Source organism: Sphingomonas sanxanigenens DSM 19645 = NX02, from assembly GCF_000512205.2.
GTDB lineage: Bacteria > Pseudomonadota > Alphaproteobacteria > Sphingomonadales > Sphingomonadaceae > Sphingomonas_D > Sphingomonas_D sanxanigenens.
In genome coordinates this window covers 5927504-5942017 of the sequence record NZ_CP006644.1, presented here as the reverse complement: position 1 = coordinate 5942017, position 14514 = coordinate 5927504, and the positions used below count along the sequence as shown (strand labels likewise).

Annotated in this window: 13 protein-coding genes; 4 read left to right on the top strand and 9 right to left on the bottom strand. The window is 67.4% G+C overall.

The window, feature by feature from the left end:
• Positions 1-37: 37 nt before the first annotated feature.
• Positions 38-1204: an aminotransferase gene (locus NX02_RS27280; protein WP_025295340.1), complete on the bottom strand. Its 1167-nt coding sequence runs from the start codon at positions 1202-1204 to the stop codon at positions 38-40.
• Between the two features lie 119 nt (positions 1205-1323).
• Between NX02_RS27280 and NX02_RS27275 the strand changes: the two genes are divergently transcribed.
• Together NX02_RS27275 and NX02_RS27270 are read left to right on the top strand one after the other, a co-directional pair.
• Positions 1324-2568: a putative DNA modification/repair radical SAM protein gene (locus NX02_RS27275; RefSeq protein ID WP_025295339.1), complete on the top strand. Its 1245-nt coding sequence runs from the start codon at positions 1324-1326 to the stop codon at positions 2566-2568.
• A gap of 4 nt (positions 2569-2572) precedes the next feature.
• Positions 2573-3967 (top strand): UdgX family uracil-DNA binding protein, encoded by a 1395-nt coding sequence (locus tag NX02_RS27270; protein ID WP_025295338.1) that lies wholly within the window; start codon positions 2573-2575, stop codon positions 3965-3967.
• Positions 3968-4008: 41 nt separating this feature from the next.
• On the opposite strand, the gene NX02_RS27265 is transcribed toward NX02_RS27270, so the two are convergent.
• The gene (locus tag NX02_RS27265) at positions 4009-4959 is read right to left on the bottom strand and encodes an isopenicillin N synthase family dioxygenase (protein WP_025295337.1); all 951 of its coding nucleotides are present in this window, start codon (positions 4957-4959) and stop codon (positions 4009-4011) included.
• Between the two features lie 163 nt (positions 4960-5122).
• Between NX02_RS27265 and NX02_RS27260 the strand changes: the two genes are divergently transcribed.
• A complete protein-coding gene (locus NX02_RS27260; protein ID WP_025295336.1) occupies positions 5123-5326 on the top strand; it encodes a hypothetical protein in 204 nt (67 codons plus the stop codon).
• Positions 5327-5402: 76 nt separating this feature from the next.
• Positions 5403-5798, top strand: a complete 396-nt coding sequence (locus tag NX02_RS27255) for a bactofilin family protein (RefSeq protein ID WP_025295335.1) — start codon at positions 5403-5405, stop codon at positions 5796-5798.
• A gap of 81 nt (positions 5799-5879) precedes the next feature.
• Here the strand turns inward: NX02_RS27255 and NX02_RS27250 are convergent, their stop codons facing one another.
• The 7 genes from NX02_RS27250 to NX02_RS27220 all read right to left on the bottom strand — a co-directional run bounded on the left by NX02_RS27250 (position 5880) and on the right by NX02_RS27220 (position 14510).
• A complete protein-coding gene (locus NX02_RS27250; protein WP_025295334.1) occupies positions 5880-6203 on the bottom strand; it encodes a glycine zipper 2TM domain-containing protein in 324 nt (107 codons plus the stop codon).
• Between the two features lie 175 nt (positions 6204-6378).
• Positions 6379-7350: a class II fructose-bisphosphatase gene (gene glpX / locus NX02_RS27245; protein ID WP_025295333.1), complete on the bottom strand. Its 972-nt coding sequence runs from the start codon at positions 7348-7350 to the stop codon at positions 6379-6381.
• A 111-nt stretch (positions 7351-7461) separates the two neighbouring features.
• The gene (locus NX02_RS27240) at positions 7462-8754 is read right to left on the bottom strand and encodes a homoserine dehydrogenase (RefSeq protein ID WP_025295332.1); all 1293 of its coding nucleotides are present in this window, start codon (positions 8752-8754) and stop codon (positions 7462-7464) included.
• Positions 8755-8825: 71 nt separating this feature from the next.
• Positions 8826-11456, bottom strand: coding sequence for a methionine synthase (metH, locus tag NX02_RS27235; protein WP_025295331.1), 2631 nt, complete (start codon positions 11454-11456; stop codon positions 8826-8828).
• Between the two features lie 92 nt (positions 11457-11548).
• Positions 11549-12610: a homocysteine S-methyltransferase family protein gene (locus NX02_RS27230; RefSeq protein WP_025295330.1), complete on the bottom strand. Its 1062-nt coding sequence runs from the start codon at positions 12608-12610 to the stop codon at positions 11549-11551.
• Complete coding sequence (gene metF / locus NX02_RS27225) at positions 12607-13551, bottom strand: methylenetetrahydrofolate reductase (protein ID WP_025295329.1); 945 nt, start codon at positions 13549-13551, stop codon at positions 12607-12609. The genes NX02_RS27230 and metF overlap by 4 nt, the downstream gene beginning before the upstream one ends.
• The gene (locus NX02_RS27220; protein ID WP_025295328.1) at positions 13548-14510 is read right to left on the bottom strand and encodes an ArsR/SmtB family transcription factor; all 963 of its coding nucleotides are present in this window, start codon (positions 14508-14510) and stop codon (positions 13548-13550) included. Before NX02_RS27220 ends, metF begins: the two co-directional genes overlap by 4 nt.
• Between the last annotated feature and the right edge of the window lie 4 nt (positions 14511-14514).

The following is a 14514-nucleotide window of genomic DNA, read 5'->3' as shown; positions in this document are numbered from 1 at the left end:
TTTTTTATGACAGATCGGCGTCAATCACGCTGCAGGATCATGGCGCGACCGCCAGCGTTTCGCGTGCGAGCGCCAGTCGCGGGATCGCTGCATCCAACGTGGCATCGGTCTTCGCGAAGCACAGCCGTGCGACGTGGCGTACCGCATCTTCGGTGTAGAAAGCAGAGATCGGGATCGCGGCGACCCCGAACTCACGCACCAGCCGCTCGCAGAAGGTGACGTCGTCGAGGTGGACGCCCGAGGCGATGAGATCGACCGACAGGAAATAGGTGCCCGCACTGGGCAGCACCGACCAGCCGGCGGCGGTCAGCCCATCGGTCAGCCGGTCGCGCGAACGCGCGAAATCGGCGCGCATCGCAGCGAAATAGCTATCTTCCTTGCTCAGGCCATAGGCAATGCCGGCCTGCAGGTTGGGCGGGGTGGTGAAGGTGAGGAACTGGTGCGCCTTGGCGATCACGCGCGTGATCGCCGGCGCGGCGCAGGTCCAGCCGACCTTCCAGCCGGTCATCGCGAAGATCTTGCCCCCCGATCCGATCTTCACGGCACGGTCGCGCAGGCCGGGCACGCCGAGGATCGACTGGTGCGCGCGGCCGTCGAACACGACATGCTCCCACACCTCGTCGCTGACCACCACCGCGTCGGCGGCGGTGACGAATTGGGCGAGCAAGGCGAGATCGTCGGCCGGCACGACGGTGGCGCTGGGGTTGATCGGATTGTTGAGGAGCACCAACCTGGTCTTCGGCGTGAAGGCCGCCTCCAGCGCCTCGCGCGTGATCCGCCATTCGGGCGGCTGCAGCGTCACGAAGCGCGGCACGCCGCCGGCGCGCAGCACCAGCGGCAGGTAGGCGTCGTACATCGGCTGGATCAGCACCACCTCGTCACCGGGGGTAACCAGCGCGAGGATCGCGGCGGCGAGCGCCTCGGTCGCGCCCGAGGTGACGACCACTTCCTGCTGCCAGTCCAGATCGACCGCATGGTGGTGGCGATAATGATCCGCCACCGCCTGCCGCAGCGATGCCAGCCCCGGCATCGGCGGATATTGATTGCTCGCCTCGCTCAGCGCCCGCGCCGCCGCGGCGATGACATCCTCGGGGCCGTTCGAATCGGGGAAGCCCTGGCCGAGGTTGATCGCACCGGTCTCGCGCGAGAGCGCAGACATATGCTCGAAGATCGTGGTCGGCATGTTGGCGTAGAGCGGGTTCATGACCGGCGCTTGTGGAGAAGCGTGGTGACAGGCGCAAGCGGGCGGGGATGCGCCGGTGCGGGCGGACGCCGCGCCGTCCTGCGCTGGACTTGCCGTCATGCAGAACATATACTGAACACATGGCGCAATCGAGTATCGCCCAGAAGCTGGAAATTCTTGCCGATGCAGCAAAATATGATGCGTCCTGCGCGTCGTCGGGCACCGCCAAGCGTGACAGCAGGGGCGGCAAGGGCATCGGTTCGACCGAGGGGATGGGCATCTGCCACGCCTATGCGCCGGACGGACGCTGCATCTCGCTGCTCAAGATATTGCTGACCAACAGCTGCGTGTTCGACTGCCATTATTGCATCAACCGCAAAAGCTCGAACGTGCGCCGCGCGCGCTTCACCGCGCGCGAGGTGGTCGACCTCACCCTCTCCTTCTACCGCCGCAACTATATCGAGGGGCTGTTCCTCTCTTCGGGGATCATCCGCTCCTCCAACTATACGATGGAGCAGATCGTCGAGGTGGCGCGGTCGCTGCGCGAGGATCATGATTTCCGTGGCTATATCCACCTCAAGACCATCCCCGATGCCGACCCGGAACTGATCCATCAGGCCGGACTGCATGCCGACCGCATCTCGATCAATGTCGAACTGCCGACCACCGGCGGGCTCAAGCGGCTGGCGCCGGAGAAATCGGCGGCGCGGATCGACGGTGCGATGGCGGGGATGAAGCGGGCGATCACCGACGCCGGCGATGCCGCGCGCCGATACAAATCCGCACCGCGCTTCGCGCCTGCGGGCCAGTCGACGCAGATGATCGTCGGTGCCGATGCCGCGCATGACGGCGATATTGTCCGCCGCGCCAGCAGCCTCTACCAGACGCATGATCTGCGGCGGGTCTATTATTCGGCGTTCAGCCCGATCCCCGACGCCAGCACCATATTGCCGCTCAAGCGTCCGCCGTTGATGCGCGAACATCGGCTCTACCAGTCCGACTGGCTGATGCGCTTCTATGGCTTCACCCCCGACGAGGTGGTGTCGGCGACGGGCGAAGACGGGATGCTGCCGCTCGACATCGATCCGAAGCTCGCCTGGGCGCTGAAGTTTCGCGAGAGCTTCCCGGTCGACGTCAACCGCGCACCGCGCGAGGCGCTGCTGCGGGTGCCGGGGCTGGGCACCAAGGCGGTCGACGCGATCCTCGCCGCGCGGCGCTGGCGGCGACTGGGCTTGGCGGATGTCGGCCGGCTGACGGTGTCGATCACCAAGATCCGGCCGTTCATCTCCGCCGACGACTGGCGCCCGGTGCAGTTGACCGATCGTGCCGACCTGCGCCAGCGCCTGACTCCCCGCGCCGAGCAGATGGAATTGTTCGCGGCCTGAACCGATGTTCCGGGTCGATCTTTCCGCGCCCGACGATTTCGAAGGCTGGCGCAGCGCGGCGCGGGCGCTGGCCGGCGCGCGGGTGCCCGCCGGCGCAATCCAGTGGCAGACCGACGAGACGCCCGCCGACCTGTTCGCCGAAGCCCGGCCGCTGCCGCCGCCGGGCGCGACCTTCGCGGTGCCGCGGAACTTCGTGGACCTTGCCGAAAGCGTCGTGCTCCATCGCGATCCCGCGCGGTTCTCGCTGCTCTACATCGTCCTGCTGCGCATCCGCGACGGCGGGCCGGGGATCGAGGATCATGCCGATCCGGTCGTCCGCCGGCTGGAGGGAATGGCCAAGCAGGTCCATCGCGACATCCACAAGATGCGCGCCTTCCTGCGCTTCCGCGAGGTCGCCGGCGATGCTGGTGAGGGCGGGGGCGGCGACCGCTTCGTCGCCTGGTTCGAGCCCGAACATCATATCGTGCGCGCCAATGCCGACTTCTTCGTCCGGCGCTTCGCGGCGATGCGCTGGTCGATCCTGACGCCCGACCTCTCGATCCACTGGGATGGCGAGACGGTGACCGAGGGGCCCGGCGGCACCCGCGCGGATGCCCCGTCGGGCGATCCGATCGAGGAGGTGTGGAAGACCTATTACGCCTCCATCTTCAACCCCGCGCGCCTCAAGGTGGGAATGATGCTGAAGGAGATGCCGCGCCGCTATTGGCACAACATGCCCGAAACGGCGTTGGTCTCGGAACTGATAGCCGGGGCGCAAGCCCGGGAGAGCGGCATGATCGCGACGGCGAGAACGGCATTGGGCGGCAACAGCGCGTCGAGTTGGGCGGCGCTGCGCGAGGAAGCGACGAGTTGCACGCGCTGTCCGCTGTTCAAGGATGCCACCCGGACCGTGTTCGGCGAAGGGCCGCTGGATGCCGCGATGATGCTGGTCGGCGAGCAGCCCGGCGACCAGGAGGATCTCGCCGGCCGCGCGTTCGTCGGCCCCGCCGGCCAGCGGCTCGACCAGGCGCTACGGCAGGCGGGCATCGACCGCGCCGGGCTCTACCTCACCAACGCGGTCAAGCATTTCAAGTTCGAGCGCCGCGGCAAGCGCCGCATCCACCAGAGCCCCCGCGCCGGCGAAGTCGATGCCTGCCGCTGGTGGATCGATCAGGAACGGACGTTGGTCGCGCCGCGTATGACCGTGCTGCTGGGGGCGACCGCGGTGCGATCGGTACTGGGCCCGAAGGCGGGCACGATCGCATCGCTGCGCGGGCGGCCGATCCCGCTGGCGGAGGGCGGCGAGGCGTGGGTGACGGTGCATCCCAGCTTCCTGCTGCGCGTGCGCGAGGATGCGGACGGGGAGCATGAGCGATTCGTGGCGGATCTGCGCGGGGCGTCGGCGCGGTTGGCGGCGTGAGGCTGCCGAGCGGCGACCCGACCCGCGAAAGTCCCGTCCGCCTACTTCATCAGCCCGATCTCCCGCAGACGCTGGTGCAGATACTGGTCCGCCGTGATCGGCTCCGGATAGCGATCCGGATTCCCCCCGCCCACGCAGCCCGGCAGCGTCTCGATCAGGAAGTCGGGGGCCAGATGCAGGAAGAAGGGCATCGAATAGCGCGGCGTGCCGCGGCGCTCGGGCGGCGGGTTGACGACGCGGTGCGTGGTCGAGGGCAGGACATGGTTGGTCAGCCGCTGCAGCATGTCCCCCACATTCACGACCATCGCGCCTTCCGGCGGCTTGATCGGCAGCCAGCGGCCGTCGCGGTCGAGCAGTTCGAGGCCGGCTTCCTCGGCGCCGAGCAGCAAGGTGATGAGGTTGATATCCTCATGCGCGCCAGCGCGCACGCCCGGCGCCTCGGGCGGCACCGGCGGATAATGGAGCAGCCGCATCACGCTGTTGCCATTCTCCACCGCGGCGTCGAACCAGTGCGCATCGAGGCCGAGGTGGCGGGCGATCGCCGAGAGCAGGCGCAGACCGACGCGATCGAACGCCCGGTAGAGCGCGAGAAAGGTCGCCTTGAACCCCTCCGGGGTTTCCGGCCACAGATTGTCGGGCATGGTCTCGCGATAGCGGTGGCCGGCGGGCAGTTCGCGGCCGACATGCCAGAATTCCTTGAGGTCGTTCTCGGTCGCGCCCTTGGCGATCTCGATGCCGAACGGGGTGTAGCCGCGCGCGCCGCCCTTGCCCGGGATGTGGAAGGCGCGCTTCACCTCTTCGGGCTGGTCGAAGAAGGCCTTGGTCAGCGCCCAGGCACGGTCGATCAGCGCGGGATCGATGCCATGATCGGCGACGACGGCGAAGCCGAAGCGTTCGAACGAGCCGCCCAGCGCGGCGGCGAAGGCCTGCGGGTCGGCCGCCTCGTCGGCGAGCGACAGCGGGGCGACGGCAGAAACATGTGTGTCGAGCATCGCCGATATTTACGCGCTGGGCGCCGCGAAGAGAAGAGCCGGCCGTCCGGCGCCGACCGGCACGGGATCGCTTCGCCCGCCCCGCGACACGAACCGCCGATCGGGCTTCGCGTTTCGCCGATTCGGGTTTAGCCTTCGCCTCAGAACAAGAGAGGAGACGATCATGACCCAGGCGCGCAATACGCAGCGGCCTGACGGTGAAGGCTATGACGAAAGCCAGCGCGCGCAGATCCTGATGACCACGCAGGACGCGCCGACCGACGGGCTGCTCCAGGCCGATCTGATACCGGACATCATCGACGATGATGAGGGCGACGATATCGAATCCTTCGGCGCCGAGATGCCCGAAATCCGGCAGGAGCGCTGACCGCCGCGCTTGATCGGCTCCAGACGCGACCTATGCTGCGGGTGCGGCCATGAGCCGCGACCGAGCAGGGGGTCGCATGTTCAAATCCGACAAGACGGGCGGGAACGGCCGCTCGAAGGCGGCACACGCGCTGTCGATCATCGGCGCCGATGTGGTCATCACGGGCGATATCGCCGCCGAAGGTGCGCTGCATGTCGACGGCGAGGTGAAGGGCGATATTCGCTGCGCCCAGTTCACCCAGGGCGTCAACGGCCGGGTCGCCGGCAATGTCGTGGCGCGGGAAGCGCGGATTGCGGGCCGGGTCGACGGCACCGTCGACGCGCAGGCTCTGACGATCGAGAAGAGCGCGCGGATCACCGGCGACCTCAGCTACGCAACGGTCAGCATCGACGGCGGCGCCGCGGTCGATGGCCGGCTGACACGGCAGGCGGACGACGGCGCGCCGGAGGTCAAGCTGATCGCCGCGGAGTAGATCGACCGCTGGCGGCTGACATGAAAAAGGCGCTGCCTCTCGCGAGTGCAGCGCCTTTTTTGATTTCGGCGTTGGACCGGATCAGCGGCAGCGACGGCTGCTGCCACCCCTGTCTATTTCGCGGCCCAGCAGCGCGCCGGCGACAGCGCCACCCAGCGTACCGACCGTTCGGTCACCGCGGGTGTCGATCGCGCGGCCCGCGAGAGCACCGGCTGCACCACCAACGATCAGGCCGGTCGTACCATCTTTCTTGCGGCAATATTGACGGCCGTCGCGGCCGCGCCATTCCCGATACTTGTAATTCCGATGACGACCGTCACGCGCTTCGGCCTTGTCGGTCGGAAGCACCATCGTCGCCGGAGCGACCATCGAAAAGGCCCCGAGGGCCAGCATGAGCTTCTTCATCGCAAAACGTCCCTTTCTTTCCCTCTTGAGGAACGAACAACCCAACGCCGCGCTATTGATCGAAGTTGCATGAACCTGAAACAACGAGGTTGACAGAAAAGGGTTGCGTTCGCAGCCGAGAGACGAACCGGGGCAGAGCGCCGATCAAGCGAAGTGCTTGTCCGGCGCCCGACCATCACTTGAACTTGCGGTGCTCGCCCTTGACCCAGCGGACGGTGCCGGAGCTTGCGCGCATGACCACCGTGTCGGTGGTCATGCAGCCCTTGCGACGCTTGACGCCTTCGAGCAGCGAACCGTCGGTGACGCCGGTTGCCGCAAAGATCGCGTCGCCCTTTACCAGCTCGTCCAGCTTGTAGACCTTGTCGAGATCCTTGATGCCCCACTTGGCGGCGCGCTTGCGCTCATCATCGTTGCGGAACAGCAGCCGGCCCTGGAATTGACCGCCGACGCAGCTCAGCGCCGCGCAGGCAAGCACGCCCTCTGGGGCACCGCCCGAACCCATATAGAGATCGATGGTGGTGTCGGGATCGGTGGTGGCGATCACGCCGGCGACGTCGCCGTCCGGGATCAGCATGATGCCGCAGCCGATGTTGCGCAGTTCGGCGACGAGCTTTTCGTGACGCGGGCGATCGAGCACGCAAACGATGATGTCCCTGGGCTCGACGCCCTTGGCGGCGGCAACCGCGTTGACATTCTCGGTCGGCGTCTTGTTGAGATCGATCACGCCCTCGGGATAGCCGGGGCCGACCGCGAGCTTGTCCATATAGACGTCGGGTGCGTTGAGGAGGTTGCCCTCTTCCGCGATCGCCAGCACCGCAAGCGCGTTCGGGCCGGCCTTGGCGGTGATCGTGGTGCCTTCCAGCGGATCGAGCGCGATATCGATCTTGGGGCCCTTGCCCTGCTTCGAGCCGACCTTCTCGCCGATATAGAGCATCGGCGCCTCATCGCGCTCACCCTCGCCGATGACGACGGTGCCATCCATCGGCAGTTCATTGAGCGCGGCGCGCATCGCCTCCACGGCAGCGGCATCGGCCGCCTTCTCGTCACCCCGGCCGATCATCGTCGAGGCGGCGATCGCCGCGGCTTCGGTGACGCGCACCATTTCAAGCACCAGAACGCGATCGAGAACCTGGCTTGCTTTCACCATGACGTGGGCGATCCTTTGAGAAGAGGCACGAATGATCCGGCGATAAGCGCCCGATATGGCGTTGTCGAGAACGGTGCGAACGGCTTTGCTGCAATGCAGCTAAAACGTGCCTCAGAGATCGAGAATGTGCATCAGCATCGGCTCACCCGTCAGGCTGGCCGACCCCCGCAGCCGTTCCAGCGCATCCGTCACCGCGCGCTCTGGGCCGGCATGGGTGACGATCGCGATGATCGCGGAGCCATCGGGCGCGGTACCGCGCTGGATGAGGCTTTCGATCGACACGCCCGAATCGCGCATCGCAGCGGCGATCTCGGCGAGCACGCCCGGCTTGTCGACGACGGTGAAGCGCAGATAGGCGCGGCCGCGACGTACGGCGCTGGAGGCGACCGGCGGTTCGGCGAGCGCATCGACCGGCATCGCGAAGGCGGGGCCATATTCGCCGCGGGCGATGTCGATGAGATCCGCGACCACCGCCGAGGCGGTCGGACCGTCGCCCGCGCCACGGCCCTGGAAGAACAGCCGGCCCACGAAATTGCCTTCGGCGACGACCGCGTTGAGCGAGCCCGCGACATGCGCCAGCGGATGGCTGGTCGGCACCAGACAGGGATGGACGCGCTGGAACAGGCCGCCGGCATCCGATTCGGCAAGGCCGATGAGGCGGATGCGGAAGCCGAGCGCCTGCGCCTCGGCGATGTCCGCTGCGATCACGTGACGGATGCCCGAAACCGCGATGCCGTCGAAATCGAGCCGCGTGCCGAACGCCAGGCTGGAAAGGATCGCCAGCTTGTGCGCGGCATCGACGCCGTCGATGTCGAAGCTGGGATCGGCCTCGGCATAGCCCAGCGCCTGCGCCTCGGCGAGCACGTCGGCGAAGTCGCTGCCGCGCTCTTCCATCGTCGTCAGGATATAGTTGCAGGTGCCGTTGAGGATGCCATAGACCTGCCCGATCTCATTGGCCGCCGCACCTTCGCGCAACCCCTTGATCACCGGGATGCCGCCGGCGACCGCCGCCTCATATTTCAAGGCGACGCTCTTGTCCTCGGCCTGCCGCGCAAGTTCCAGCCCGTGATGCGCGATCATCGCCTTGTTGGCGGTGACGAACGCCTTGCCCGCCGCGAGCGTGTTGCGCGCCAGTGTGAGCGCCGGGCCGTCCGACCCGCCGATCAGTTCGACGACGACGTCGACATCGTCGCGCGACGCCAGCCCGGCGGTGTCGTCGACCCAGTCGAAACGCGACAGATCGATGCCGCGATCGCGGCTGCGGTCACGCGCGGAAACCGCGACGATCTCGATCGGCATGCCTGCCCGACGGGTAATCAGCCCTTCATTGGCCTCGAGCAACCGGACGACACCGCCGCCGACCGTCCCCAGTCCCGCCAGCGCAACACGCAATCTGTCTGCCATTTCCACTTTCCTGCCACTCGGCTCCGCGCAGCGCCTTAGAGCATCGCGGCGAGAAGTGGGAATTGCTTTTCTCAGTCCAGGTTCGGCCGCAGCCAGCGTTCCGCGGTCGCGCGATCGATGCCGCGCCGGGCGGCATAATCCTCGACCTGATCCGGACCGATCCGCGCGACGCCGAAATATTGGCTGTCGGGGTGGCCGAAATAGAAGCCGGAGACCGCGGCGGTCGGCAGCATCGCGAAGCTGTCGGTCAGGCTGATACCGGTATTCGCTTCGGCATCGAGCAGGTCGAACAGGATCGGCTTGAGGCTGTGGTCCGGGCACGCGGGATAGCCCGGCGCCGGACGGATGCCGCGATATTGCTCGCGGATCAGCGCCTCATTGGTGAGCTGCTCGCCCTCGGCATAGCCCCACAGGGTGGTGCGGACGTGCTGGTGCATGCGCTCGGCAAAGGCTTCGGCGAGGCGGTCCGCCAGCGCCTTCAGCAGGATGTCCGAATAATCGTCATTGTCCGCCCTGAAGCGGGCGAGATGCGCATCGATGCCGTGGCCCGTCGTGACGGCGAAGCCGCCGAACCAGTCGCCCGCCGGATCGATGAAATCGGCGAGGCACATATTGGCGCGGCCCTCGCGCTTGGCGATCTGCTGGCGGAGGAAGGGCATGCGGACCGCCCCCTCGCCGGCATCGATGATCACATCGTCGCCCTCGCGGTGGCACGGCCACAGTGCGGCGACGCCCTTGGCGGTCAACCACTTCTCCTCGATGATCCGGTCGAGCATCTTCTGCGCGTCGGCGAACAGGCTGGTCGCGCTTTCGCCGACCACCTCGTCGCTCAGGATCGCCGGATAGGTGCCGGCCAGTTCCCACGCGCGGAAGAAGGGCGTCCAGTCGATACAGGCGCGCAGATCGGCGAGATCCCAATCCGCATAGACGTGCAGCCCGGGCTGCTTCGGCGCACCGGGCTTGGCGGCATAATCCACGGCGAAGCCATTGGCGCGCGCCTTTTCGAGCGGAAGCAGTTCGTTCTGCCCCTTGCCCTCTCGCGCGCGGCGGACGGCGGCATAGTCCGCCGCGGTCTTCTCGACGAACTCGTCGCGCTGGGTGTCGCTGACCAATGTCGAGGCGACACCGACCGCGCGGCTGGCATCGAGCACATAGACCACCGGGCCGTCATAGGCCGGGGCGATGCGCAGCGCGGTGTGCGCCTTGGACGTCGTCGCGCCGCCGATCAGCAGCGGCATCGCCATCTTCGCACGCTTCATCTCCTCCGCCACCGTCACCATCTCGTCGAGCGAGGGGGTGATCAGGCCGGAGAGGCCGATCATGTCGGCGTCATTGTCCTGCGCGGTCTCGAGGATCTTCGTCCAGGGCACCATCACGCCGAGGTCGATCACCTCGAAGCCGTTGCACTGGAGGACGACGCCGACGATGTTCTTGCCGATATCGTGGACGTCGCCCTTCACCGTCGCCATCACGATGCGGCCCTTGGCGCGCGCACCCGCTTCCTTCTGCGCCTCGATGAAGGGCAGCAGGTGCGCCACCGCCTTCTTCATCACGCGCGCCGACTTCACCACCTGCGGCAGGAACATCTTGCCCGATCCGAACAGATCGCCGACCACGTTCATGCCGTCCATCAGCGGGCCTTCGATAACCTCGATCGGCCGCGCGAACTGCTGGCGCGCCTCCTCGGTATCGTCGACGACATACGCGTCCAGCCCCTTGACCAGCGCATGCTCGAGCCGCTTGGCGACCGGCCAGCCGCGCCATTCCTCGGCCGCCTTCTCGGCAGCGGCATCGGTGCCGCGAAAGCGCTCGGCGATCGCGATCAGCCGCTCGGTGGCGTCCTCGCGGCGGTCCCAGATCACATCCTCGCACGCCTCGCGTAGCTCGGGATCGATCTGGTCGTAGACGTCGAGCTGGCCGGCGTTGACGATCCCCATGTCCATCCCCGCCTGGATGGCGTGGTAGAGGAACACGCTGTGCATCGCGCGACGCACGGGCTCGTTGCCGCGGAACGAGAAGCTGAGGTTGGAGACGCCGCCGGAGATGTGGCAGCCGGGGCAGCGCTTGCGGATCTCCGCCGTCGCCTCGATGAAGTCGATCGCGTAGCGGCGATGCTCGTCGATGCCGGTTGCCACCGCGAAGATGTTGGGATCGAAGATGATGTCCTCGGGCGGGAAACCGTCCTCGACCAGCAGCTTGTAGGCGCGCTCGCAGATATCGACCTTGCGGTCCCTGGTGTCGGCCTGGCCGACCTCGTCGAACGCCATCACCACCACCGCGGCGCCATAGGCGCGAACCTTGCGCGCGTGCGCCAGGAAGGGCTCGATGCCTTCCTTCATGCTGATCGAATTGACGATCGGCTTGCCCGAGACGCACTTCAGCCCCGCCTCGATCACCGACCATTTGGAGCTGTCGATCATCAGCGGCACGCGCGCGATGTCCGGCTCGGCCGCGATCAGCTTGAGGAAGGTGACCATCGCATATTCGGCGTCGAGCAGGCCCTCGTCCATGTTGACGTCGACGATCTGCGCGCCGTTCTCGACCTGCTGGCGCGCGACCTCGACCGCCCTGGTGTAGTCGCCCGCCATGATCAGCTTCTTGAACGCCGCCGATCCGGTGACGTTGGTGCGCTCACCGATGTTGACGAAGGTCGCGCGCTGCTGCGCGGGGTCTGGCTCGGAGCGCAGCGGGGCGGCAGTCATCGGGCGGTGTTCCTGAACTGAAGGAAAGAGAGAAGAAAGAAGGTCCTGATCCGGCCTCCCCCCTCGGGGGGAGAGGGGGGGGAGAAAGACGCTTAGGCGAGGACCATCGGTTCGAGGCCGGCGAGCACGGTGTGCCGGGCGGGTTTGGCGAGCGCGCGGGGCGCCTGGCCGGTGATCGCGTGGCGCATTGCCGCGATGTGCCCGGGCGTCGTGCCGCAGCAGCCACCGACGATGTTGATCAGCCCGGCATCGGCCCATTCGCGGATGAAGCCGCCAGTGGTCTCGGGCTGCTCGTCATATTGGCCGAGATCGTTGGGCAGGCCGGCATTGGGATAGACCATCACCAGCGTGTCGGCGATGCCGGCGATCGACACCACGTGCGGCCGAAGCTGCGGCGCGCCGAACGAGCAGTTGAGCCCGATCGTCAGCGGCCGCGCATGGCGCACGCTCGCCCAGAACGCCTCGATCGAATGGCCCGAAAGGTTGCGGCCGGACATGTCGGTGACGGTGAAGCTGAGCATCAGCGGCACCTCCTGCCCGCGCGCCTCGCCCGCCTCGAGCGCGGCCATGATGCCGGCCTTGGCGTTGAGCGTGTCGAACACCGTCTCGATCAGGATGAAGTCCGCGCCGCCATCGAGCAACGCGTCGACCTGGCCGCGATAGACGTCCTTCAGCTCGTCGAAGCCGATCGCGCGATAGCCGGGGTCGTTGACGTCGGGCGAGAGCGACAGCGTCTTGTTGGTCGGCCCGATCGCGCCCGCCACGAAACGCGGACGGCCATCGCGCGCTTCGGCAGCGCGCGCGGCATCGCGGGCGATCTGCGCGGCGGCGAGGTTCATGTCGCGCACCAGATGCTCGGCGCCATAATCGGCCTGGCTGATCGTGTTGGCGTTGAAGGTGTTGGTCGACACGATGTCCGACCCCGCCTCCAGATAGGCCTCGGTGATCTCGGCGATCACGTGCGGGCGGCTGATCGCCAGCAGGTCGTTGTTGCCCTTCTGGTCCATCTCGAGATGGAGCCCGCCGCGATAATCCTCCTCCGTCAGCCGGTAGGACTGGATCATCGTGCCGAATGCACCGTCGGTCAGCAAGATGCGCTGCGCCGCCTGTTCGCGCAGGCGCTGGGCGGCGGCGGAGGGGGTGAGCTTGGTCATGCGGCTTTCTCCGTCAGCGCCGGCGCATCCGGACGCAGGCCGAGCAGATGGCAGATTGCGTAGCTCAGCTCGGCGCGGTTGAGCGTGTAGAAATGGAAGTGGCGGACGCCGCCGGCATAGAGTTTGCGGCACAATTCGCTGGCGATGGTCGCAGCGACCAGCTGGCGTGCTGCGGGGTGATCGTCCAGCCCCTCGAACAGCCGGTCCATCCAGTCGGGGATGGCGGCGCCGCACATCGCGGCGAACTTGCGCGTCTGCGCGACGTTGGAGACCGGCAATATGCCCGGCACGATCTCCGCATCGATGCCCGCAGCCGCCGCGCGGTCGCGGAAGCGGAAGAAGGCCTCGGGCGAAAAGAAGAATTGCGTGATCGCGCGGTTGGCACCCGCATCCAGCTTCGCCTTGAGATTGTCGAGGTCGGACCCGGCCGACACCGCCTCGGGATGGGTTTCGGGATAGGCGGCGACCGAAATCTCGAACGGCCGCACCGCCTTCAGCCCCGCGACCAGCGCGGAGGCGCCGGAGAAACCGTCGGGATGCGGCACGAAGCGCTCGCCCGCGCGCGGCGGATCGCCGCGCAGCGCGACGATGTGGCGCACGCCGGCCTGCCAATAGGCCTCGGCCACCTCGGCGATCTCCGCCTTGCTGGCGTCCACGCAGGTGAGATGCGCCGCCGCCGGGATCGCGGTTTCGCTGGCGATGCGCGCGACGGTGGCATGGGTGCGCTCGCGCGTCGAACCGCCGGCCCCATAGGTGACGGAGACGAAGCGCGGGCCGAGAGGCGCCAGCGTCTGCACCGCTTCCCACAGCGTCTGTTCCATCTTCTCCGACTTGGGTGGGAAGAATTCGAACGACACCTGCGCGTCGCCGGCGAGATCGGCGAACAGCGGCGCGTCAAGCGCGCGGCGCGCCTCTTCGAGCTGTCCGAGCGATAAGGTCATGCTGCTTCCTCGAGACGTGCGGCACCGGCCTTGCTGCCGAGCCAGAGATTGACGGTAAGCTCGCCGCCGCCGAGCCGTTCGACGCGGTCCATCGCCAGCCCGGCCTCCCCGAACCAGCGTGCGATCTGGTCGTCGCCGAAGCCGAGGCGAACATGCGCATCCTGCGTGCGCAGTTCCTCGCGCTCATGCGGTGCGAAATCGACGATCAGGATGCGCCCGGCGCCATCCAGCAGCCGCGCCGCCTCGGCGATCGCCGCCCCCGGCTGTTGTGCGAAATGGAGCACCTGATGGAGGATGACGAGATCGGCGGTGCCGCCGGCCAGCGGCAGCGCATACATGTCGCCCTGGCGCAGCTCGACATTGGCAAAGCCGCGGTCGGAAAGCTTGGCGCGCGCGAGGCGCAGCATTTCCGGGCTGCGGTCGACGCCGCAGGCGGAAGCGGCGCGATCGGCGAACAGCTCGATCATCCGGCCGGTGCCGGTCCCGATATCGACCAGCCGCCCCAGCGGCCCAGCGCCCAGCAGCGCGGTCATCGCCGCCTCGACATCGCTTTCGGCGACGTGGAGCGAGCGGATCGCATCCCATTGGTCGGCATGCTGCGCGAAATAGCGTTCGGCGGACGCGGCGCGTTCGGCACGGACCGCGGCGAGCCGCGCGGCATCGGCAACCGTCCAGTGATCGCCCCCGTCGATCCGCGTCCAGGCATCGATCGCGTCGAGCAGGGGTGAGACACGACCCGTTTCCCCAAGCCCGAGGAACACCCAGCTCCCCTCCTTGCGCCGGACGGTAAGGCCGGCATCGGCGAGAATCTTCACGTGGCGCGAGACGCGCGGCTGGCTTTGCCCCAGCACCTGCGCCAGTTCGCCCACCGACAGCTCCATCGCGCGCAACAGCACGAGGATCCGAAGACGCGTCGGATCCGCCGCTGCGCGGAAGATATCGAGGGCTGTTGACGACATGATT